Consider the following 21,670-nt stretch of genomic DNA (forward strand, 5'->3'; position numbering starts at 1 on the left):
TGCGCTAAAGTGGCGTTCCTTGTACGATCGCATTGCTGCAGAGGATTCCATGTCGGCCCAGCCCATCAGTGACTTTCATGCCTATCCGGATGCTACCGGCCATTTCGGCAAATTCGGCGGCCGGTTCGTTGCCGAGACCTTGATCGGCCCGTTGCAGGAACTGGCTGCCGCTTACGATCAGGCGCGCCAGGATCCGTCCTTCATTGCCGAATACGACAAAGATCTCAAGCACTACGTCGGCCGGCCCAGCCCGATTTATCACGCCGAGCGCCTGAGTCGCGAAGTGGGCGGGGCGCAGATCCTGCTCAAGCGCGAAGACCTGAACCACACCGGCGCCCACAAAATCAACAACACCATTGGTCAGGCCTTGCTGGCCAGCCGTATGGGCAAGACCCGCATCATCGCCGAGACCGGTGCCGGCCAGCACGGCGTGGCCAGTGCCACGGTCGCCGCGCGGCTGGGTCTGGAATGCGTGGTCTACATGGGCGCCACCGACATCGAGCGGCAGAACAGCAACGTCTTCCGCATGAAGTTGCTCGGTGCGACGGTGGTACCGGTGAGCTCGGGCTCGGCCACGCTCAAGGACGCGCTGAACGAGGCGATGCGCGACTGGGTCACCAACGTGCAGGATACCTTTTACATCATCGGTACCGTGGCCGGCCCGGACCCGTATCCGCGCATGGTGCGCGACTTTAATGCCATCGTCGGTCGCGAGGCGCGCGCACAGATGCTGGAAGACTTTGGCCGCCTTCCGGATGCGATCAGCGCCTGCGTCGGCGGCGGCAGCAATGCGATCGGCCTGTTTCATGCCTTCCTCAACGACCCGGGCGTCAAGATCTACGGTGCCGAAGCGGCCGGGGACGGCATCGCCACCGGCCGTCACGCCGCCTCGATCGTGGCCGGGCGCCCCGGCGTGCTGCACGGCAATCGCACTTACGTTATCTGCGACGACGATGGCCAGATCACTGAAACCCATTCGATCTCCGCAGGCCTGGATTACCCGGGTGTCGGTCCGGAGCATTCGTTCCTGTCCGACAGCGGCCGCGCGGTCTATCAGGGCATCACAGACGATGAAGCGATGGCTGCGTTTCATCTGCTGGCGCATACCGAAGGCATCCTGGCCGCGCTCGAGTCCAGCCATGCGGTGGCGCAGTCGATCAAGCTCGCCCGCGAGCTGCCTAAGGACGCGTTGATCCTGTGCAACTTGTCCGGCCGTGGCGACAAGGACATGCACACCATCGCCGAGCGCGAAGGCGTGCGAGTCTGATGCCGCTGCGGCGCGTCACTGTGACCGCCCTGGCGGATCAACCAGGGCACCACAGATCCGCGGTTGCCCGGAAAACAACGGCTGCGGCTGTCGTGCCTGGACAGTTCGACCTAGAGGTTGACACGCAGGCGTTCACTGAACTGCCCGCAGCCATGTATCAGGACACCCATTGATGCGGTCGCACCGCATCTAATCTTCTGCAAGGTCTTTCAATGCGTCGTATCGACGAAACCTTCCAACGTCTGCGTGCCGCTGGCCGCAAGGCGCTCATTCCCTTCATCACTGCCGGCGACCCGTCGCTGGAAGCCACCGTGCCGGTGATGCATGCACTGGTGCGTGCCGGCGCCGATGTCATCGAACTCGGCGTGCCGTTCTCCGACCCGATGGCCGACGGCCCCACCATCCAGCGCAGCTCCGAGCGCGCGCTGGGTCGCGGTGCCGGCCTGGCCTATGTGCTGGAAGCGGTGCACGAATTCCGCCGCGAGGATGCCATCACGCCAATAGTGCTGATGGGCTATCTCAACCCGATCGAGATCCACGGCACGCGGCGCGTTGCCGAGGCCGCCGTCGCCGCTGGCGTGGACGGCTTGCTGCTGGTCGACCTGCCGCCAGAAGAGGCCGCCGAAACCCGCGGCATCTTCACCGACGTCGGCCTGGCCCTGATCGCACTGGCCTCGCCGACCACCAGCGAAGAACGCCTGGACATGCTGTGCAGCAGCGCGCAGGGCTATTTGTATTACGTCAGCTTCGCCGGCGTTACGGGCGCCTCGAATCTGCTCGACACCCACACTGCCAGCGGCCGCCTGCGGCAGTTGCGCCGGCGTACTGGCGCGCCGGTGGTGGCCGGCTTCGGTATCAAGGACGCTGCCAGCGCCGCCGCAATGGCAGTGGATGCGGAAGGCGTGGTGGTCGGCAGCGCCCTGGTCGCGGCCCTGGCCGAAGCCACCGACGTAAGCACCGTCCGCGAACGCGCTGAAGCCTTCCTGACTCCGTTGCGCCAAGCCTTGGACCAATCCTGAAACTAAAGCCCCTCTCGCCCGGGCCAGGGCGAGAGGGAGAGGTAAGGGCGAAGCCTCGCGCCTTAACCAGAAAGCTTCATCGACAAAAATGTCGCCTAGTGCACGGCGAAACCAGCCCGCGCCCAGCGCTTTGAAAGAACATCACCCAAACGTTCGGCCGGCGAGATGCCAGCGGCCCTACTTCACATTCATTACTCCCGCTATCTCGGCATTCCCACAGCGCGTTAGACTATCGCCCTTCTGCGGCCCACAAGGTCGCCCTGCATGGATTGTCATACACGCATGAGTTGGCTCAGCAAATTGATGCCCTCTGGCATCCGTACCGAGAACACCCCGGCCAAGAAGCGCAGCGTCCCCGAAGGGCTGTGGGAAAAGTGCAGCAATTGCGGTAGCGCGCTGTACGGCCCCGAGCTCGAGGAAAACCTCGAGGTGTGTCCGAAATGCGACCACCACATGGCAATCCGCGCCCGCGCGCGCCTTGCCGCACTGTTCGATGTGGACAGCCCGCTCACCGAGGTCGCCGCCCAACTCGGCCCGGTCGACGTGCTCAAGTTCAAGGACCAGAAGCGCTACGGCGAGCGCATCAAGGCCAGCCAGAAGAGCAGCGGCGAGTACGACGCGTTGATCGCCATGCGCGGTACGCTCAAGGGCAATCCGCTGGTCGCTGCGGCATTCGACTTCGCCTTCATGGGCGGCTCGATGGGCTCGGTGGTCGGTGAGCGTTTCGCGCGTGCGGCCGAATTAGCGTTGGAAGTCGGATGCCCGTTCGTCTGCTTCTCCGCAAGCGGCGGCGCGCGCATGCAGGAAGGCCTGTTTTCACTGATGCAAATGGCCAAAACCTCCGCCGCGCTCGGCCGCCTGCGCGAAGCTGGCCTGCCGTACGTATCGGTGCTGACCCATCCAACCACCGGTGGCGTATCGGCCTCGTTCGCGATGCTGGGCGATATCAACATCGCCGAGCCGCATGCGCTGATCGGCTTTGCCGGCCCGCGTGTGATCGAACAGACTGTGCGCGAAACGCTTCCGGAAGGCTTTCAGCGCTCGGAGTTCCTGCTCGATCACGGCGCCATCGATCAGATCTGCGACCGCCGCGACATGCGCGACCGCATCGCCGATCTGACCGCGATGATGATGCGTCAGCCGCATCCGCAGGAGGATGCAGCGTGACGGTAGTAGTGGCGGTTGGAACCGGAACCCGCGACCGGGGACTCGGCGAAGACGCGTTTTGCCGGGCGATGCTTTCCGTGTCTGGCGGTTGCTCCTTGGTCCCGGGTTCCGGGTCCCGGGTCCCGGCCCCATGAGCGGCCGCAAGTATTTTGGAACCGACGGCATCCGCGGTCGGGTGGGGCAGGGCGTGATCTCGGCCGATTTTGTGCTGCGTCTGGGTAATGCGCTCGGCCGTGTGCTCACCCAGGGGCGCAGCAAGCGGCCGCTGGTGTTGATCGGCAAGGACACCCGCATTTCCGGCTACATGTTCGAAGCAGCCTTGGAAGCCGGCCTGGTTGCCGCAGGTGCCGACGTGCAACTGATCGGCCCGATGCCGACCCCAGCCATCGCGTTTCTGACCAATACGTTGCGCGCCCATGCCGGCGTGGTGATCAGCGCCTCGCACAATCCGCATTACGACAACGGCATCAAGTTCTTCTCGGCCGAAGGCGAGAAGCTCGATGACGCTACCGAAGCGGCCATTGAAGCCGCGCTGGATGAGCCGTTCCACACCGTGGAGTCCGAGCGTCTGGGCAAGGCGATCCGCACCCGTGATGCCATCGGCCGCTATATCGAATTCTGCAAGGCCAGCGTGGCACGTGGGTTCACCTTACATGGCTTGAAGATGGTGCTCGATTGCGCGCATGGCGCGACCTATCACATCGCACCGATGCTGTTCCGCGAGCTGGGTGCAGAGGTGGTGGTCATCGGCGCTGCGCCGGACGGTCTCAATATCAATGCCGGTGTCGGCTCCACGCATATCGATAATCTTGCCGCCCAGGTCCGCGAGAGTGGCGCGCACCTGGGTATCGCCTTCGACGGCGACGGCGACCGCGTGCTGATGGCCGACGACCAAGGTAATCCGGTCGATGGCGACGACCTGCTGTATGTGTTGGCTCGCTCATGGCAGGCCAGCGGCCGGCTCACCGGCATCGTGGTTGGCACATTGATGACCAACTACGGGCTGGAACAGGCGCTGGCCGCATTGAATATTCCGTTTCAGCGCGCAAAGGTTGGCGACCGCTATGTGCACCATGCCTTGGTCGAAGGCGGCGGCACGCTGGGCGGAGAAACCTCCGGCCATCTGCTGTGCCTGGATCGTGCCACCACCGGCGACGGCATCGTCAGCGCGTTGCAAGTGCTCGAAGCGCTGGGCCGCGATGGACAAAGCCTGCGCGAAGCGTTGAGCGGTCTGAGCAAGGTGCCACAGAAAACCGTCAACGTGCGCCTCGACGGCGGCGCGGCCAAGGCCATTGTAGAAGCAGCCGGCGTGCAGCAAGCGCTGCAGCAGGCGCAAGCCGCTGTGCAGGGCCGAGGCCGCGCGTTTCTGCGTCCGTCCGGCACCGAGGCGGTGGTGCGCGTGACCGTGGAAGCCGACGACGCCGGCCTGATGCAGGACACCCTCGACCGACTCTCCGGAGCTGTGCGTGACGCGGCGTGAGTCGGTGATCATCGGCATCTGCGTGGTCTTTGCGAAGGCCGCGACGTTCTACTTGTTGTATCGCCTGCTGATCTGAGCAGTAGGTGTTTCTCTCGGCTTTTTCGAGTTCGACTGCAGATGTCCGTATGAGCGCCAGCATCCCGACCCTGGACATCACCCGTTTCGACAGCGATCGCGACGCCTTCGTCGCCGCGCTCGGAGCGGCCTATCGGCAGTGGGGCTTTGCCGGCATCCGTAACCACGGCATCGCACAGGCTGACGTCGATGCGGCCTACGAGGTGTTCAAAGCGTTCTTCGCGCTGCCGGAAGCCGTCAAGCGCCGCTACCAAATGGAAGGTAGTGGTGGTGCACGCGGCTATACCGCGTTCGGTGTGGAGACCGCCAAGGATTCCAAGCACTTCGACCTGAAAGAGTTCTGGCACATCGGCCGCGAAATTCCGGATGATTCGCCCCACCGCGCGGTGATGCCGCCGAATTTGTGGCCTGAGCAAGTGCCCGGTTTCCGCGAGCGCGGCTACCGTCTGTATCAGCAGCTCGATCAACTCGGCTCGCGCGTGTTGTCGGCGCTGGCGCTACACATCGGCCTGCCGCAAGACTATTTTGTCGACAAGACCAACAACGGCAATTCGATCCTGCGTCCGATCCATTATCCGCCGATTACCAGCGACGACATTCCCAACGTGCGTGCCGGTGCGCATGGCGACATCAACTTCATCACCTTGTTGGTCGGTGCCAGCGCCGCCGGCTTGGAAGTGCGTTCCAACGATTGCGATTGGGTGCCGTTCACTGCCGACGCCGACACCATCGTGGTCAATATCGGCGACATGCTGCAGCGCCTGACCAACCATGTGTATCCGTCCACCATCCACCGCGTGGTCAATCCGCCGGGCGAACAAGCGCGCACGCCGCGTTATTCGGTACCGTTCTTTCTGCACCCCAATCCGGACTTCCTGATCGACGTGCTGCCCTCGTGCATCACTGCTGACAACCCCAGTCGATACCCTGAGCCGATCACTGCGCATGGCTTTCTGGAAGAGCGGTTGCGCGAGATCAAGCTGAAATAATTCAGCGCTCGTCAGCAATTGCCGCGCGCTTCGAATAGCCGCGTTCGCAACATGAGCAAGGACGGGCGCCACAGTTTCGTTCGCAAAGTTCCGCTCGCGTCTGATTAAAGCTTGCGTTCACTTGTGCCGATAATCCAGTCTGATCGCTAGCGCGACGTCGGACTTGCCTGACGCCCGCTGCCGATTGCAAAAGGTGGGGGCGCATGCGGACGCGATGGTTCAAATGGGTGAGTGTGGTCCCTGTGCTATTGGCGTATGCCGTTGCGGGGTCTGTCGCGGCGACGTCTGTCAGTGTCACCGTGGCCGATGCCGATGGTGTACTGATCGATGCGGTGGTGAGCTTGGAGCCGGCGCGTCCTGTCGCCGCCAGCGTATCCAAGACTGCGGAGATGGATCAGATCAATTCGCAGTTCGTGCCTGCCGTGCTGGTGGTGCGCGCCGGAACATTGGTGCGCTTTCCGAATAAAGATCAGATTCGCCATCAAGTCTATTCATTCTCTCCGGCCAAACGTTTTGAATTGCCCCTATTTCACGGCACCACGGCTGCGTCGGTTCGCTTTGATCAGGCCGGCCTGGTGACGGTCGGCTGCAATATCCACGACTGGATGCTGGGCTATATCGTGGTACTGGAGACGCCCTACTTCGGCAAGACCGGCAGCGCTGGCGGAGTGCAACTTGAGGCGCCCGCGGGCAACTACACGCTGCGCGTCTGGCATCCACGCATCAAGGGTGCTGCGGCGACCGAACCGTTGGTGCTTGCGCGCGCTGCAGTGCAACGCCGCGTGACCTTGCAGACCACCGGCGCTGCGCCGGCAGCTGCGCCGTCGGATGAGCGCGCGCGCGCGCTGCAGGATAAATTCCGCCGCGCCGATCCGAAGAAGACGCATCCATGAAGGCGATGCGCCTGCATACGCGCATCGCTGCCTTGCTGGTCCTTGTCGTGCTGGCCACGCAGGCGTTGACTTTCATCGCAGTGCAACTGGCGACCGAGCGCAGCGTCAAGGCACAGCTCAGCGAAGAACTGCAGATTGGCGAGCGCGTCTGGCAACGCATCAATGTGCGGCGCGATGAGCAACTGATGCAGTCGGCTTCCGTGCTGGCTGATGATTTTGGCTTTCGTGCGGCGGTGGCCAGTGGCGATGTGCAGACCATGCAATCGGCATTGCGCAACCATGCCGCGCGCATGTCGGCGCAGACCGCAGTACTGTTGTCGCCGGATGGCGAATTTTTGACCGGGTTGGCCGATCTGCCGCAAGCCGAACAATTGCGTGCGGTGCAGGCCCTGTTGCAGCAGGCGCAGCTTGATGGGCGCGCGGTGGGTGTGGTTGCGTTGGATCAGCACATCGTGCGGTTGGCGGTGGTGCAGGTGCTCGCGCCGAGCCGCGTGGGTTGGATCGCGATCGGCAACGAGTCCGGCGATGGTCTGGCGCAAGATTTCCGCAGCACCACCGGGTTGGATGCAACCTTCTTTACCGACGGCCCGCCCGTGCGCGTGCTGGCATCAACGTTGGAACAGGCGGCGCTTGCAGAGTTCGCTCAGCAATTGCCCAGTGCGGAGAAGATGCACGCTGCTTCGATCCCGTTGACATTGGGCCAGTCGCGCTATGTGGTCAAGCTGCAGTCGATTCAAGGCGGCCACGTGCGGGTCGCCTTGCAGGCATCGTTGGATCGCGCGGTCGCACCGTATCGCACCCTCAAACTGCGCATCCTGCTGCTTGCTGGGCTGGCCACCGCCGCGGCTTTGGGCGTGGCGATTTTCCTCGCACGCAGCGTCAGCAAGCCGGTCGCGCAATTGGTGCAGGCGGCGCGACGCATCCAGCGTGGCGATTACCACACCGCCGTGCAGGTGCCGCCCGGTCGCGAACTCGCCGAGCTGGCCGACAGCTTCGGGCGTATGCAGCAACAGATCGCCAGCCGCGAGCAGCACATCCTGCATCAGGCCCGGCACGACGCCTTGACCGGTCTACCCAACCGCATCTGGTTGCTGGAGCGATTGAAACAGGTGGTGGAGCAGACCATGGCTTCCGGCGGCACCGCCGCGGTGATGATCCTGGACCTTGAGCGCTTCAAGGAACTCAACGACAGCCTGGGCCACGACTTCGCCGACCAAGTGCTTGTCGAAGCCGGGCGCCGGCTGGTCGATGTGGTGCAGGAGCCGAACCTGGTCGGTCGCCTGGGCAGCGACGAATTCATGGTCGTGGTGACGCAGGTCGATGCGGCTAGCGTGCAGCAGGACGCGCAGCGCTTGCTGCTGCAACTGCGTCGCCCATTGGTATTGCCGCAGGCACGTATCCAACTCGAAGCCAGCATCGGCATTGCTTTGATTCCCGAGCATGGTGCCGATCCGGACACCTTGTTGCGTCGCGCCGATATCGCACGGCGTCAGGTCAGCGATGCAACCACCATTGGCGTGAGCGTGTATCGCATGGGCCTGGACGAGCAGCATTTGCGGCGCTTGCGACTCACTGGCGATCTGCGTCAGGCGATCGGCGGCAACGAGCTGACCTTGCGCTTCCAGCCCAAGATCTGTCTGCGCACCGATCACGTCGAACAGGTGGAAGTGCTGGTGCGCTGGCAACACCCGGTGCTCGGTCCGATTGGCCCAGACGAATTCATTCCGCTTGCCGAGCATTCCGGCGTGATCCATCCGCTGACCCGTTTTGTGCTGGATGAGGCGCTGCGCTGCCAGGCGCAATGGCGCAGGCAGGGCTTGGAACTGGGCATGGCGATCAATCTGTCCGCACTCGACCTCTCCGACCCTGGCTTGCCCGATTTCGTGCGTGACCGTCTGGAACAACACGCAGTGCCGGCGCAATCGATCACGCTGGAATTGACCGAAAGCGCCTTGATGCGCGATATCGAATCCGCGCTGCACATGTTGCACCAGTTGCGCAGTGTCGGTGTGCGCTTGTCCATTGATGACTTCGGCACTGGCTATTCCTCGTTGGCCCAACTCAAGCGCATGCCGGTAAACGAATTGAAGATCGACAAGAGCTTCGTCATGCAATTGGCCGAAGGCACTGACGATGCATTTATTGTGCGCAGCACGATTGATCTAGGCCATAACCTCGGCCTCAGCGTGATCGCTGAAGGTGTCGAGAACGCCACCGCGTTGGCGCTGTTGCGCACCTATGGCTGCGACATGGTGCAAGGCTATCTGTACGCGCCGCCGTTGGAAGACGCACCGCTGGTAGCCTGGTGCATGCGCCAGCTGGGAATGCCACCGGCAGCACAGGTAGGAGCGCAACGATGAAGTACTACCTACGCGTCGCGCTGGTTGCCGCGGTATTGGGCGGGGTGAGCACACCAACGTACGCAATTGCCGGGGACGGGCGTCTGCTCGCCACTGCCGGCGTATCGATGATTGAAGGCAGCAGCGGAGGTGGCATCGTGCCCTGGGCCACGTTGTCCGGCTATGGCACGCGCGATGAACTCGGCACCGTGCTGTTCGCCACGCATGTGGATAGCGGCGATTACCGGCTTGACGTGCAAGGTGCCGCGCTCACCGTCGGAAATCGGCTGGAACTCTCGCTTGCGCGTCAGCGTCTGGACCTGGGCACATTGCAGGATCGGCTTGGACTGCCGTGGAATGCGCTCGGCCAGGATGTAGTCGGCGCCAAGCTGCGTCTGTACGGTGATCTTGTGTACGGGCACGCGCCTCAAGTCAGTCTCAGCGTGCAGTACAAACGCCTGCGCGACGGCACGCTGCCCTTGGCCATCGGTGCGCGCGACGATCACGGCACCGATGTCTTCATCAGCGCCAGTCGATTGTTCCTGCAGGGGGCTGGCAGTTATCAGTTGCTGCTCAATGGCACGCTACGCGCAACGCGCGCCAATCAGACCGGCTTGCTGGGTTTCGGTGGCGATCGTCGCAACAGCTATCGGTTGGTGGCCGAAGCCAGTGCTGCCGTCATATTGTCGCCCTCCTGGGCGGTGGGCGTTGAATATCGCGACAAGCCCAATAATCTTGGCTTTGCGGGCGAACAGGCCTGGGCGGATGCCTTCGTAGCCTGGTTTCCCAGCAAACATGTGTCGTTGACCGCAGCCTGGGCCGATCTTGGCGATGTCGCTACGCTCAGTGATCAGAGCGGTCCTTATCTTTCCCTGCAGGTAGCGTTTTGATGAATCGATGGCTGCGCTGGTCTTTGTCGTGCGTGCTGGGTCTGATGAGCGCCTGCGCCACCACGCCACCGCGCCAGACGCTCTATGACGAGCTCGGCGGGCAGGCCGGGATCGAGTCGCTGGTGGAAACCATGTTGTCGCGCATTGCCGACGATCAACGCATCGTCGACAAGTTCGCGCGCGTTAACATCGTCATGCTCAATGAGCGCCTGGTGCAGAAGTTCTGCCATGTCGCCGATGGGCCGTGCCCGGATACCGCCAAGTCGATGAAACAGGCGCATGCGCATCTGGCGATTCGCGAGGGCGACTTCAACGCATTGGTCGAGGATCTGAACTGGGCGATGGATCAGCGCCACATCCCTCGTCGCACGCAGAATCGCTTGCTGGAGCGTCTGGCGGCCATGCATGGCGAAATTGTCAATCATTAACGTCGCCTGCGTGCGCGTTGTGCGATCACGCGTGCGCGACGTGCATGTCGAACTGGCTCAATTCAGCGGCCGGACGCGATGCGATGCGCGTGCCATCAGCCGCAGCGCAAACGCATGCGGCAACATGCGCAGCGCGGCGTTGACCAGCCGATAGCGCCAGCCCGGCACGGCCAGCACCTGGCCGCGTTCCAGTGCTTGGATGCCGTACTCGGCAACGTTATCGGCCTGCAACCACGCCCAGCGGGGCAGGGAGGTCATCGATGCGCGGGTGCCGGTCACGTCGTGAAATTCCGACCACGCAAATCCAGGGCACAGCGCGCAAACCTTGACCGCGCAATCGGCGTTTTCCAGCGCCAGCGATTCGCTGAAGCGCAGCATGAAACTCTTGCTGGCCGCGTATAGGGTTTGTCCATCGGCACCCGGTGTCAGCGCGGCAAACGAGGCTACGTTGAGAATGCAGCCCTGGCCACTAGCGCGAATCATCGGCAACAGTCGCCAGGTCAGCTCGCACACCGCGCCCACCATCACCTGCAGAAAGCGCGCATGCGTTGTCCAATCGTTGCGCTGGTAGCGGCCGGGAACGCCATAGCCAGCGTTGTTGACCAGGGTCCCGACCGTCCAGCCATTGCGCTGGATCTGCGCCACCAGAGCTTCCACCGCGGCTGGGTCGGCTAAGTCGGCCGGTAGCACTTTCACGAGGACCCTAGCACCCAATTCCTCAGCCAGCGCTTGCAGCCGGTCCACCCGGCGCGCGGTCAGGATCAGCGGTACGCCGCGCCTGGCGTAGGCACGCGCGATCTCGCGGCCAATGCCACTGGAAGCACCGGTAACCAGCGTGAAGACAGGCGAAACGGACATGGCAGGTTCCTGTTAAGTGAGAGATGGGACGCGCGGTGTACACAAGTGTGCCGGTTGCCGACAGGGCATGGGCTATCCTGTCTGCTGTCTTCAACTCAGGAGCCTGCGCCTGATGCGTCGAAAGATCGTTGCTGGAAATTGGAAGCTGCATGGCAGCCGCACCTTCGCCACCGAACTGGTGGCGAAGGTCGCCGCGCACATGCCCCTGGAGGGGGTCGATGTCGTCATCTTGCCGCCACTGCCTTACCTCGGCGACCTGATCGAGGATTTCGAGGCACATCACCTGTCATTCGGAGCCCAGGACGTCAGTAGCAATGAAAAAGGCGCCTACACCGGCGAGGTCTCGGCCTCAATGCTGGTGGATGTCGGTGCCGAGTACGGACTGGTCGGCCACTCCGAGCGCCGCCAGTATCACCAGGAGACCAGCGAACTGGTGGCGCGCAAATTCGTCGCCGCCATGCATGCAGGGCTGATCCCGGTGCTGTGCGTGGGCGAATCGCTGGAACAACGCGAGTCTGGTCAGACTGAGGCAATCTTACGTGCCCAGCTCGAGCCGGTGCTGGCGCTAGTGGGCAGCGAAGGCTTCGCCCGTGCCGTGATTGCCTACGAGCCGATCTGGGCCATTGGCACCGGCCGCTCCGCCAACCCGGAGCAGGCTCAGGCCGTGCATGCCTTCCTGCGTGGCGAAGTCGCGAAGGCGGATGCTAGAATCGCCGATCGGTTGCCCATCCTGTACGGGGGCAGTGTCAAGCCCGATAACGCCAGCGAGCTGTTCGCACAGCCCGACGTCGATGGCGGGCTGGTCGGAGGCGCTTCGCTGGTCGCCGAAGACTTCCTGGCTATCGCACGCGCGGCGGCCGCTTGCTAACTCATTAAGTTTTGTCCGGGGACGGATTTAGAAATGCTGATGTTGATCCTCAATGTGGTCTACGTGCTGGTCGCGCTGGCGATGATTGCGCTGATCCTGATGCAACGTGGCGCGGGTGCGGCAGCCGGTTCCGGCTTCGGCGCCGGCGCGTCCGGCACCGTGTTCGGTTCGCAGGGTGCATCGAACTTTCTGTCCAAGTCGACGAAGTGGTTGGCCGTTGTGTTTTTCAGCATCAGCCTGTTCATGGCGTGGTACGCCACACACGGTGCGCGTCCCACCGACCAGAACCTGGGTGTGATGTCGCAGGTGGCCACACCGGCGCCTGCTGCTGCCGGCGAGCTGACTCAGCCGCAAGCGCCTGCTGCCGGTGCTGTGCCAACCGCTCCGTCGCAGCCACCGCCTGCCGCCGCGCCAGCGCAGGCCGCACCCGCGCAACAAGCGCCTGCGGCGCGCGAAGAAAACGCTTCGGAACCGGCACAAAAACGCTGAAGCCGGTTACAATACGCCGCGCACTGGGATGCCCAGCGGCGCAAAGTATGCCCAGGTGGCGGAATTGGTAGACGCACTACCTTGAGGTGGTAGCGGCTTAGGTCGTAGGGGTTCGAGTCCCCTCTTGGGCACCATTGTTTGGCTGCAGTTCCTGCGCATCGCGACATGCCGCGCGCAGGGTCTGCCTATACCCCATCCGGCACGCGACGCGTGCGGGCAGAGGCAAGAGAGAATCGCTGTGCTGGCCGAATATTTGCCGAGTCTGCTGTTTCTGATCGTCGCCACCGGCATCGGCATTGCGTTGATGCTGATCGGTCGATTCCTCGCACCGCGTAGTCCGGATGCGCGCAAGCTCTCGCCTTACGAGTGCGGCTTCGAAGCGTTCGAAGATGCGCGCATGAAGTTCGACGTGCGCTATTACCTGATCGCGATCCAGTTCATCGTGTTCGATCTGGAAATCATCTTCATCGTTCCGTGGACACAGGTGTTCATGGAGATTGGCGCACGCTCGCTGGTCACCATGGGCTTGTTCGTCGGCATGTTGTTCCTCGGCTTTATCTACGTGTGGAAGAAGGGAGCGCTGGAATGGGAGTGATTCAGACCCTGGACCGTCTGATGACCAACCCGATGCCGGAAGGCCGGGTAGAAGACATCCTGCGCCCCGACGGCGAAAACCCGCTGCTCGAAAAGGGCTACGTAACCACCAGTGTCGATGCGCTGCTGAACTGGGCACGGACCGGCTCGATGTGGCCGATGACCTTCGGGCTTGCCTGTTGTGCGGTCGAGATGATGCACGCTGGTGCTGCGCGTCTGGATCTAGACCGTTATGGTGTGGTGTTCCGCCCGTCGCCGCGCCAGTCCGACGTGATGATCGTGGCCGGCACCCTGGTCAACAAGATGGCGCCTGCGCTGCGTAAGGTCTACGACCAGATGCCGGATCCGAAGTGGGTCATTTCGATGGGCAGCTGCGCCAATGGCGGCGGCTATTACCATTATTCGTATTCGGTGGTGCGCGGTTGCGATCGCATCGTGCCGGTGGACATCTATGTCCCTGGCTGCCCGCCGACCGCCGAGGCGCTGGTCTACGGCATCTTGCAGCTGCAGAAGAAGATCTGGCGTACCCAGACGATCGCGCGCTGACACCCGTCTTCTTCTACCGAGAGCAGCCAAGCCCCCATGGCAGAGCAAGCATCTTCCTTCACTGATCGACTTGCGGCACGTTTCGCCGGTGCGCAGATTGCCGTGGCACTGCCGCGCGGCGAAGTGACGCTGGAAGTCGCTGCGGCCGATTGGCACGCCACCTGTCTGGCCTTGCGCGACGAGTTCGGTTTCGAGCAGCTCAGCGATCTGTGCGGAGTCGATTACCTGGGCTACGGAAGCGGCGAATGGGACACCGCCGACGTGTCGTCGCAGGGTTTTAGCCGCGGCGTCGAAGGTCAGGCCGTCGGTCGTTTCGCCTGGGGCGAATTTCCCAGCCAGGAAACCTCCGATGGCGCGCAGCCGCAGCAGCTGCCGAAGCAACGCTTCGCAGTAGTCGCCCAGCTGATTTCTTATCGCCACAACCAGCGTCTGCGGGTACGTTGCTACGCGCCGGACGAACAGGTACCGGTAGTGGCGTCGGTGACCGATATCTGGCCGGGCGTGAACTGGTTCGAGCGCGAAGCATTCGATCTGTTCGGTATCGTATTCGATGGCCACCCGGATCTGCGCCGCATCCTGACCGACTACGGATTCGTCGGCCACCCGTTCCGTAAGGATTTCCCGCTGATCGGCAACGTCGAAGTGCGTTACGACGACGAGCGCAAGCGTGTGGTGTACGAGCCGGTGACGTCGGTCGAGCCGCGCGTTGGTGTGCCGCGCGTGATTCGCGACGACGCCCGTTATGAGACTGCCGCTGGTGAAGTGGGCAAGTCGGAGACTGCCAAGTGAGTGAGTTCCGCCAGGCAACCGATGCCTTCGCGAGCAATCCTGTCGAAAGCAAGCAGGAAATCCGCAATTACACGATGAATTTCGGTCCGCAGCATCCTGCGGCGCACGGGGTGCTGCGTCTGATCCTGGAAATGGACGGCGAAACCGTGGTGCGTGCCGATCCGCATATCGGTCTGCTGCACCGTGGCACCGAGAAGCTGGCCGAGTCCAAGCCGTTCAACCAGTCGATTCCGTATATGGACCGCCTGGATTACGTGTCGATGATGTGCAATGAACACGCCTACGTGCGCGCGATCGAGTCCCTGATGGGAATCGAAGCGCCCGAGCGTGCGCAGTACATTCGCACGATGTTCGACGAGATCACCCGCATCAAGAACCATCTGATGTGGGTTGGCTCCAACGCGCTCGACCTGGGTGCGATGGCGGTGATGCTGTACGCATTCCGCGAACGCGAAGAATTGATGGACGTTTACGAGGCGGTCAGTGGCGCGCGCATGCACGCAGCTTACTATCGCCCCGGTGGTGTGTATCGCGATCTTCCGGACTTCATGCCCAAGTACAAGGAATCCCGTTGGCACAAGGGTGGGGCATTGAAGAAGCGCAACGCTGCTCGCGAGGGCACGATGTTGGACTTCCTTGAGGATTTCACCAACACCTTTCCATCGCGCGTGGACGAGTACGAAACGCTGCTGACCGATAACCGTATCTGGAAGCAGCGTACCGTCGATGTGGGCATTATCAGCACGGATCTTGCGCGTGCCTGGGGCATGACCGGTCCGATGCTGCGTGGTTCGGGCATCGAATGGGATCTGCGCAAGAAGCAGCCGTATGCTAAGTACGACGTGGTGGATTTCGATATCCCGGTCGGCACCAACGGCGATTGCTACGACCGCTACCTGGTGCGTGTGGCCGAGATGCGCGAATCCAATCGCATCATCAAGCAGTGCGTGAAGTGGCTGAAGGCTAATCCTGGCCCGGTAATGGTGACTAATTTCAAGGTCGCTCCGCCAAGCCGCGAAGGCATGAAGGACGACATGGAAGCGCTGATCCATCACTTCAAGCTGTTCAGTGAAGGCTACTGCGTGCCGGCGGGCGAGACCTACAGCGCGGTCGAGGCGCCCAAGGGCGAGTTCGGCTGCTACTTGATGTCCGATGGCGCTAACAAGCCGTTCCGCGTGCATCTGCGCGCACCGGGCTTTGCGCATCTGTCGTCGATGGACGCGGTGGTGCGTGGCTATTTGCTGGCCGACGTCGTGGCGATGATCGGTACTTACGATTTGGTTTTCGGTGAGGTTGACCGATGAAGGCGACAGGTAATTTCGAGGCGGCGCGCGATGTCGATCCGCAGGTAGTGCTGAGCGAGAAGACGCGCGCGCACATCGATCATTGGTTGAGCAAGTTCCCGCCTGATCGCAAGCGTTCGGCAGTGCTGCAGGGCCTGCATGCTGCGCAAGAGCAGAACCAGGGTTGGTTGACTGACGAATTGATCGTTGGCGTCGCCAAATATCTGGAACTGCCGCCGGTGTGGGCTTACGAGGTCGCCAGTTTCTACTCGATGTTCGAGACCGAGCGCGTCGGCCGCCACAACGTGGCGTTCTGCACCAACATCAGCTGCTGGCTCAATGGCGCCGAAGATCTATTGGCGCACGCGGAAAAGAAACTAGGTTGCAAGCTGGGGCAATCGACGGCCGATGGCCGCGTCTACCTCAAGCGCGAAGAAGAGTGCCTGGCGGCCTGCTCTGCAGCGCCGATGATGGTCATCAACGGCCATTACCACGAGCACCTGACGAAAGAGAAGGTCGACGCGCTACTGGACGGGCTGGAGTAAGGCATGGCACATCATCACGCCTCCTCAGGCCCGGTCGGTTCGGCGCCGTTGCCGCATCAGGTCGTCTACACGACGCTGCATTACGATACTCCGTGGTCGTATGAGAGCTATCTGAAAAGCGGTGGCTACGCTGCGCTGCGCAAGATTCTCGAAGAAAAGATCGCGCCGGCCGATGTCATCGAGATGGTCAAACAGTCCAACCTGCGCGGCCGCGGGGGCGCAGGCTTTCCGACCGGTCTGAAGTGGTCGTTCATGCCCAAGGGCACGATGCAGAAGTACATCCTGTGCAACTCGGATGAATCCGAGCCGGGGACCTGCAAGGACCGCGACATCCTGCGCTACAACCCGCATTCGGTAGTAGAGGGCATGGCGATCGCCTGCTACGCCACAGGCTCGACCGTGGGTTACAACTACCTGCGTGGTGAATTCCACCACGAGCCGTTCGAAAACTTTGAACTGGCGTTGGCCGATGCCTATGCAAACGGCTGGCTGGGCAAAAACATTCTCGGCAGCGGCGTGGATATCGATATCTATGGTGCGCTGGGCGCTGGCGCCTACATCTGCGGCGAAGAAACTGCGCTGATGGAATCGCTGGAAGGCAAGAAGGGACAGCCGCGTTACAAGCCACCGTTCCCGGCCAACTTCGGCCTGTACGGCAAGCCGACCACAATCAACAACACCGAAACCTATGCGTCGGTGCCGGCAATCATTCGCAACGGCCCGGAGTGGTTCCTCGGGTTGAGCAAGACCAAGAATGGCGGTCCGAAGATTTTCTCGGTTTCTGGCTGCGTGCAGAAAGGCGGCAATTTCGAAGTGCCGCTCGGCACCACCTTCGACGAACTGCTAGAGATGGCCGGTGGCCTGCGTCCGGGTCGCAAACTAAAGGCCGTGGTGCCGGGTGGCGTGTCGATGCCGGTGCTCAAAGCTGAGCAGGTCGCCGATCTGCAGATGGATTACGACACCCTGCGTGCGCTGGGTACCGGCCTGGGTTCTGGAGCGATCGTGGTGTTGGACGACAGCGTCTGCTGCGTGCGTTTCGCTTGCCGCATCTCGCAGTTCTTCCACAAGGAATCCTGCGGTCAGTGCACGCCATGCCGCGAAGGTACCGGCTGGATGCATCGCGTGCTGGAGCGCATCGTCGCAGGCAAATCCACGATCGAGGATTTGCACCAGCTGCGCACCGTCGCCGGCCAGATCGAAGGGCACACCATCTGCGCCTTCGGTGAGGCAGCAGCGTGGCCGATCCAGGGGTTCTTGCGCCAGTTCTGGGACGAGTTCGAGTACTACATCGTCAACGGTCGTTCGATCGTCGACACGCAAGTCGGAGTGGCCGCATGAGCGCCCAACCAGTGAACCCGAACGTGCCACCAGACCATGTCACCGTCGAAATCGACGGGCAGTCCCTGGTAGTGCCGAAGGGCTCGATGATCATCCAGGCGGCAGACAAGGCTGGCATTCCGATTCCGCGTTTCTGCTATCACGAGAAGCTGCCGATCGCTGCCAATTGCCGCATGTGTCTGGTCGATGTCGAAAAGTCCTCGAAGCCTTCGCCTGCCTGCGCGACCCCGGTGATGGACGGCATGAAAGTCACCACGCGTAGCGAAAAAGCCCTGAAGTATCAGCGCAGCGTCATGGAATTTTTGCTGATCAACCATCCGCTTGATTGCCCAATCTGCGATCAGGGCGGCGAGTGCGAGTTGCAGGACGTCTCGCTCGGTTACGGCCGTTCGGTTAGCCGCTTCAACGAGCGCAAGCGCGTAGTGCCGGACGAGGACATCGGTCCGCTGGTCGCCACCGAAATGACACGCTGCATCCAGTGCACCCGCTGTGTGCGCTTCACTGCTGATATCGCCGGCACCTACGAGCTGGGTGGCATGTATCGGGGCGAGAACCTGCAGATCGGCACCTATGATGGTAAGCCGCTGACCACCGAAATTTCCGGCAACGTAATCGACGTTTGCCCGGTGGGCGCGCTGACCAACAAGGTGTTCCAGTTCCGTGCCCGCCCGTGGGAGCTGACCGCGCGCGAGTCGCTTGGCTATCACGATGCGATGGGCTCGAACCTGTTCCTGCACGTGCGTCGTGGCGAAGTGCTGCGCACCGTGCCGCGCGAGAACGAAGCGGTCAACGAATGCTGGCTGTCCGATCGCGACCGTTATTCGCATCAGGGCTTGTATTCGGAAGACCGTGCGGTCAAACCACTCAAGAAGGTCAACGGCGAGTGGACCGAGGTGAGCTGGTCTGAAGGGCTGGCTGCCGCCACTCAGATCCTGCGCGAGAATTCTGGTGATGCGCTCGGCGTGTTGGTGCATCCGTCCACCTCCAATGAGGAGGGCGCGCTGTTGGCACGCCTGGCCGAAGGCCTGGGCAGTGGCAATCTGGATCATCGCCTGCTCAATCGCGACTTCTCCGATGCTGCGGTGGCCGAAACTTTCGCCACGCCGCTTGCTGAAATCGAGCAAGCCGATGTAGTGGTGCTGTTCGGCACTAACGTGCGTCACGAGCTTCCGTTACTGCACGCGCGTTTGCGTAAAGCGCATATCCAGAACCGCACGCAGATCCATTCGGTCAATCCGGTCGATTTCGATTTTGCCTTTACCCAAGCGAGCCGTACGGTGGTAGCGCCGTCGCAGCTGGCTGGCGCATTGAACGATGCGTCCCTGCGCGATGCGGTCAAGGGCGCTACGCGCGCAGTGATCGTGGTCGGCGCACTGGCCGAAAATCATCCGCAGGCGGCCACGCTGCGTACTGCTACACGTGACTTTGCCGCCGCAACCGGTGCGTCTCTATGCCGGATTCCGCAGGGTGCCAACGCGGTGGGTCTAGTGTCGCAGGGTGTGCTGCCGACCGCCCGCGACGTCGCTGGCATGCTGGCGCAGCCGCGTCAGGCCTATGTGCTCTATGGCATCGAGCCGGGTCTAGATTTCGCCGATGCCGCCGCTGCACGCAGCGCGCTGGCCGGTGCCAAAGTGGTCGCTTTCAGTCAGTTCGCCTGCGCATCGACGCGCGATGTGGCCGACGTGATTCTGCCAATTGGCGCATTGCCGGAAATCGACGCATCGCTGACCAATCTCGATGGTCGCGTGCAGACCGCACGTGCCGCAGGCCGTTTGCCGGTCGAGGCGCGCGAAGGTTGGCGCGTACTGCGCGCGCTTGGTGGTGAGCTTGGTTTGGCCGGCTTTGAATTCATCGATCTGGTCGGCCTACGTGCCGGCATGCAGAACCGCAGCGTCAGCCCCGTAATGTCGGCACAGCCGGTGGCAGCGGGCGACGGACTGGAAGTGGCCGCAACTGTTGCGATCTACCGCACCGATGCCGTCGTACGTCGCGCTGCTGCGCTGCAGTCGCATCCGCTCAATATCGCGCCGTGTGTGGCAATGCACCCGGAGCAGGCTGTGCAGTTGCAGGTTGGCGAAGGCCAGATCGTCAAGATCGGTACCGATGTCGGTCGGGCGACGCTGCCGGTGGTGCTGGACAAGCGCGTCGCACCGGGCACGGTGTGGATTGAATGCGGCCATGGCGCAACCGCGCCGCTAGGTGCCGGTCGTGTAACGGTGGTGGCTGCATGAACGAATTGCTGTTGAACGTGGTCGACCCCCTCCACCAGTGGTTCCTCGGACTGGGCGATGGCGGCGTACTGCTTTGGACTGTATTGAAGATACTGCTGATTGCCGTGCCGGTGATCGTAACGGTTGCCTTCTATGTGGTCTGGGAGCGCAAGCTGATCGGCTGGATGCACGTGCGTCACGGGCCGATGTACGTGGGTATGGGTATTTTTCAGGCCTTCGCCGACGTGTTCAAACTGCTGTTCAAGGAGATCGTGCAGCCCAGCAGCGCGCATAAAGCGATGTTTATCATCGCGCCGCTGCTGACCCTGGCACCAGCCTTCGCGGCTTGGTCGGTGGTGCCGTTCGATGCGAAACTGGTGCTGTCAAACGCCAATGTCGGTTTGCTGTATCTGCTTGCGATGACCTCGCTGGGCGTATACGGCATCATCCTGGCCGGTTGGGCCTCCAACTCCAAGTACGCGTTCCTGGGCGCTATGCGCTCGGCTGCGCAGGTTGTGAGCTACGAAATTGCCATGGGTTTTGCGCTGGTAGGCGTGATGATCGCCTCCGGCAGTGTCAACCTTAGCCAGATCGTATTCGCGCAGGCAGGCAGCTCGGGCTTCTTCGACTGGTTCCTGATTCCGCTATTCCCGTTGTTCATCGTGTACTGGGTCTCCGGCGTCGCCGAAACCAACCGCGCGCCGTTCGACGTCGTGGAAGGCGAATCGGAAATCGTCGCCGGCCACATGGTGGAGTACTCGGGCGGTGCGTTCGCGCTGTTCTTCCTGGCCGAATACGCAAACATGATCCTGGTGAGCTTTCTGATCTCGATCTTCTTCCTCGGTGGCTGGCTGAGTCCGATTCAGGGCTGGGTCACTGCAGATATCTCGCCATGGATCGATTGGTTGTGGAACGGCGGTTGGCCTTGGTTGCTGATGAAGGTGTTCTTCTTCGCCAGCGCCTACATCTGGTTCCGGGCCAGCTTTCCGCGCTACCGCTATGACCAGATCATGCGTCTGGGCTGGAAGGTGTTCATTCCGCTCACGATCGTGTGGATCGCAGTGACGGCGTTGATGGTGTTTTACGGCGTGATCCAGAAGGGCGTGTAACTGATGAACAAGATCACCCATTACTTCAAGAGCTTGCTGCTGCTCGAACTGCTCGGAGGCTTGTGGCTGACGTTGAAATACACGTTCAAGCCCAAGTACACCGTGCTGTATCCGATGGAGAAGTTCCCGCAGTCGCCGCGCTTCCGTGGTTTGCACGCGTTGCGTCGCTACCCAAACGGCGAAGAGCGCTGCATCGCCTGCAAGCTGTGCGAAGCAGTGTGCCCGGCGCTGGCGATCACCATCGACTCAGCCAAGCGCGAGGATGGTTCACGCCGCACCACACGCTACGACATCGATCTGTTCAAGTGCATCTTCTGCGGCTTCTGCGAAGAAAGCTGCCCGGTGGACTCGATCGTCGAGACGCACATCCTCGAGTACCACTTCGAGAAGCGTGGCGAGAACATTGTCAACAAACCGCAGCTGCTGGCGATCGGGGACCGGTTCGAAACCGAGATCGCCGAACGTCGTGCTGCCGATGCTGCCTTCCGTTGAGG

At 62.1% G+C, this 21,670-nt stretch carries 21 protein-coding genes and 1 tRNA gene; 21 read left to right on the plus strand and 1 reads right to left on the minus strand.

Annotated elements, in window-relative coordinates:
- The first annotated feature begins 49 nt into the window (after positions 1–49).
- The 9 genes from trpB to PD885_RS07720 all read left to right on the plus strand — a co-directional run bounded on the left by trpB (position 50) and on the right by PD885_RS07720 (position 10,547).
- Positions 50–1,267, plus strand: coding sequence for a tryptophan synthase subunit beta (gene trpB, locus PD885_RS07680; protein WP_002810282.1), 1,218 nt, complete (start codon positions 50–52; stop codon positions 1,265–1,267).
- 212 nt (positions 1,268–1,479) lie between these two features.
- Positions 1,480–2,286, plus strand: a complete 807-nt coding sequence (trpA, locus tag PD885_RS07685; protein ID WP_002810267.1) for a tryptophan synthase subunit alpha — start codon at positions 1,480–1,482, stop codon at positions 2,284–2,286.
- Positions 2,287–2,568: 282 nt separating this feature from the next.
- Positions 2,569–3,453: an acetyl-CoA carboxylase, carboxyltransferase subunit beta gene (gene accD / locus PD885_RS07690; protein WP_002810266.1), complete on the plus strand. Its 885-nt coding sequence runs from the start codon at positions 2,569–2,571 to the stop codon at positions 3,451–3,453.
- A 130-nt stretch (positions 3,454–3,583) separates the two neighbouring features.
- Positions 3,584–4,933, plus strand: coding sequence for a phosphoglucosamine mutase (glmM, locus tag PD885_RS07695; RefSeq protein ID WP_002810265.1), 1,350 nt, complete (start codon positions 3,584–3,586; stop codon positions 4,931–4,933).
- Between the two features lie 125 nt (positions 4,934–5,058).
- Positions 5,059–5,997 carry an isopenicillin N synthase family dioxygenase gene (locus PD885_RS07700; protein ID WP_002810262.1) on the plus strand — a complete coding sequence of 313 codons (939 nt, stop codon included), beginning with the start codon at positions 5,059–5,061 and terminating at the stop codon, positions 5,995–5,997.
- A gap of 203 nt (positions 5,998–6,200) precedes the next feature.
- Positions 6,201–6,890 carry a methylamine utilization protein gene (locus PD885_RS07705; protein WP_002810257.1) on the plus strand — a complete coding sequence of 230 codons (690 nt, stop codon included), beginning with the start codon at positions 6,201–6,203 and terminating at the stop codon, positions 6,888–6,890.
- Positions 6,887–9,250 carry a putative bifunctional diguanylate cyclase/phosphodiesterase gene (locus PD885_RS07710; RefSeq protein WP_002810255.1) on the plus strand — a complete coding sequence of 788 codons (2,364 nt, stop codon included), beginning with the start codon at positions 6,887–6,889 and terminating at the stop codon, positions 9,248–9,250. The genes PD885_RS07705 and PD885_RS07710 overlap by 4 nt, the downstream gene beginning before the upstream one ends.
- On the plus strand, positions 9,247–10,119 hold the full coding sequence (locus PD885_RS07715; protein WP_002810253.1) for a DUF3034 family protein: 873 nt from the start codon (positions 9,247–9,249) through the stop codon (positions 10,117–10,119). The genes PD885_RS07710 and PD885_RS07715 overlap by 4 nt, the downstream gene beginning before the upstream one ends.
- Positions 10,119–10,547, plus strand: coding sequence for a group I truncated hemoglobin (locus tag PD885_RS07720; protein WP_002810241.1), 429 nt, complete (start codon positions 10,119–10,121; stop codon positions 10,545–10,547). The genes PD885_RS07715 and PD885_RS07720 overlap by 1 nt, the downstream gene beginning before the upstream one ends.
- Before the next feature lie 57 nt (positions 10,548–10,604).
- Here the strand turns inward: PD885_RS07720 and PD885_RS07725 are convergent, their stop codons facing one another.
- Complete coding sequence (locus PD885_RS07725) at positions 10,605–11,405, minus strand: SDR family NAD(P)-dependent oxidoreductase (RefSeq protein WP_002810239.1); 801 nt, start codon at positions 11,403–11,405, stop codon at positions 10,605–10,607.
- Positions 11,406–11,517: 112 nt separating this feature from the next.
- Between PD885_RS07725 and tpiA the strand changes: the two genes are divergently transcribed.
- The 12 genes from tpiA to nuoI all read left to right on the plus strand — a co-directional run bounded on the left by tpiA (position 11,518) and on the right by nuoI (position 21,668).
- Positions 11,518–12,273 carry a triose-phosphate isomerase gene (tpiA, locus tag PD885_RS07730; protein WP_002810237.1) on the plus strand — a complete coding sequence of 252 codons (756 nt, stop codon included), beginning with the start codon at positions 11,518–11,520 and terminating at the stop codon, positions 12,271–12,273.
- Between the two features lie 33 nt (positions 12,274–12,306).
- Positions 12,307–12,762, plus strand: a complete 456-nt coding sequence (gene secG / locus PD885_RS07735; RefSeq protein WP_002810234.1) for a preprotein translocase subunit SecG — start codon at positions 12,307–12,309, stop codon at positions 12,760–12,762.
- A 49-nt stretch (positions 12,763–12,811) separates the two neighbouring features.
- A tRNA-Leu gene (locus PD885_RS07740) sits at positions 12,812–12,896 on the plus strand.
- A gap of 104 nt (positions 12,897–13,000) precedes the next feature.
- On the plus strand, positions 13,001–13,357 hold the full coding sequence (locus PD885_RS07745; RefSeq protein ID WP_002810231.1) for an NADH-quinone oxidoreductase subunit A: 357 nt from the start codon (positions 13,001–13,003) through the stop codon (positions 13,355–13,357).
- Positions 13,348–13,902 (plus strand): NuoB/complex I 20 kDa subunit family protein, encoded by a 555-nt coding sequence (locus tag PD885_RS07750; RefSeq protein WP_002810229.1) that lies wholly within the window; start codon positions 13,348–13,350, stop codon positions 13,900–13,902. The genes PD885_RS07745 and PD885_RS07750 overlap by 10 nt, the downstream gene beginning before the upstream one ends.
- A gap of 36 nt (positions 13,903–13,938) precedes the next feature.
- Positions 13,939–14,691, plus strand: a complete 753-nt coding sequence (locus PD885_RS07755) for an NADH-quinone oxidoreductase subunit C (protein ID WP_002810226.1) — start codon at positions 13,939–13,941, stop codon at positions 14,689–14,691.
- Positions 14,688–15,995 (plus strand): NADH-quinone oxidoreductase subunit D, encoded by a 1,308-nt coding sequence (locus PD885_RS07760; protein ID WP_002810223.1) that lies wholly within the window; start codon positions 14,688–14,690, stop codon positions 15,993–15,995. The genes PD885_RS07755 and PD885_RS07760 overlap by 4 nt, the downstream gene beginning before the upstream one ends.
- A complete protein-coding gene (gene nuoE, locus PD885_RS07765) occupies positions 15,992–16,519 on the plus strand; it encodes an NADH-quinone oxidoreductase subunit NuoE (protein WP_002810220.1) in 528 nt (175 codons plus the stop codon). The genes PD885_RS07760 and nuoE overlap by 4 nt, the downstream gene beginning before the upstream one ends.
- Before the next feature lie 3 nt (positions 16,520–16,522).
- The gene (nuoF, locus tag PD885_RS07770; protein WP_002810217.1) at positions 16,523–17,857 is read left to right on the plus strand and encodes an NADH-quinone oxidoreductase subunit NuoF; all 1,335 of its coding nucleotides are present in this window, start codon (positions 16,523–16,525) and stop codon (positions 17,855–17,857) included.
- A complete protein-coding gene (gene nuoG, locus PD885_RS07775) occupies positions 17,854–20,088 on the plus strand; it encodes an NADH-quinone oxidoreductase subunit NuoG (RefSeq protein WP_002810214.1) in 2,235 nt (744 codons plus the stop codon). Before nuoF ends, nuoG begins: the two co-directional genes overlap by 4 nt.
- On the plus strand, positions 20,085–21,176 hold the full coding sequence (gene nuoH / locus PD885_RS07780; protein ID WP_002810208.1) for an NADH-quinone oxidoreductase subunit NuoH: 1,092 nt from the start codon (positions 20,085–20,087) through the stop codon (positions 21,174–21,176). The genes nuoG and nuoH overlap by 4 nt, the downstream gene beginning before the upstream one ends.
- A 3-nt stretch (positions 21,177–21,179) precedes the next feature.
- On the plus strand, positions 21,180–21,668 hold the full coding sequence (gene nuoI / locus PD885_RS07785; protein WP_002810206.1) for an NADH-quinone oxidoreductase subunit NuoI: 489 nt from the start codon (positions 21,180–21,182) through the stop codon (positions 21,666–21,668).
- Positions 21,669–21,670 lie beyond the last annotated feature (2 nt).

Source organism: Xanthomonas fragariae (assembly GCF_900183975.1).
GTDB lineage: Bacteria > Pseudomonadota > Gammaproteobacteria > Xanthomonadales > Xanthomonadaceae > Xanthomonas > Xanthomonas fragariae.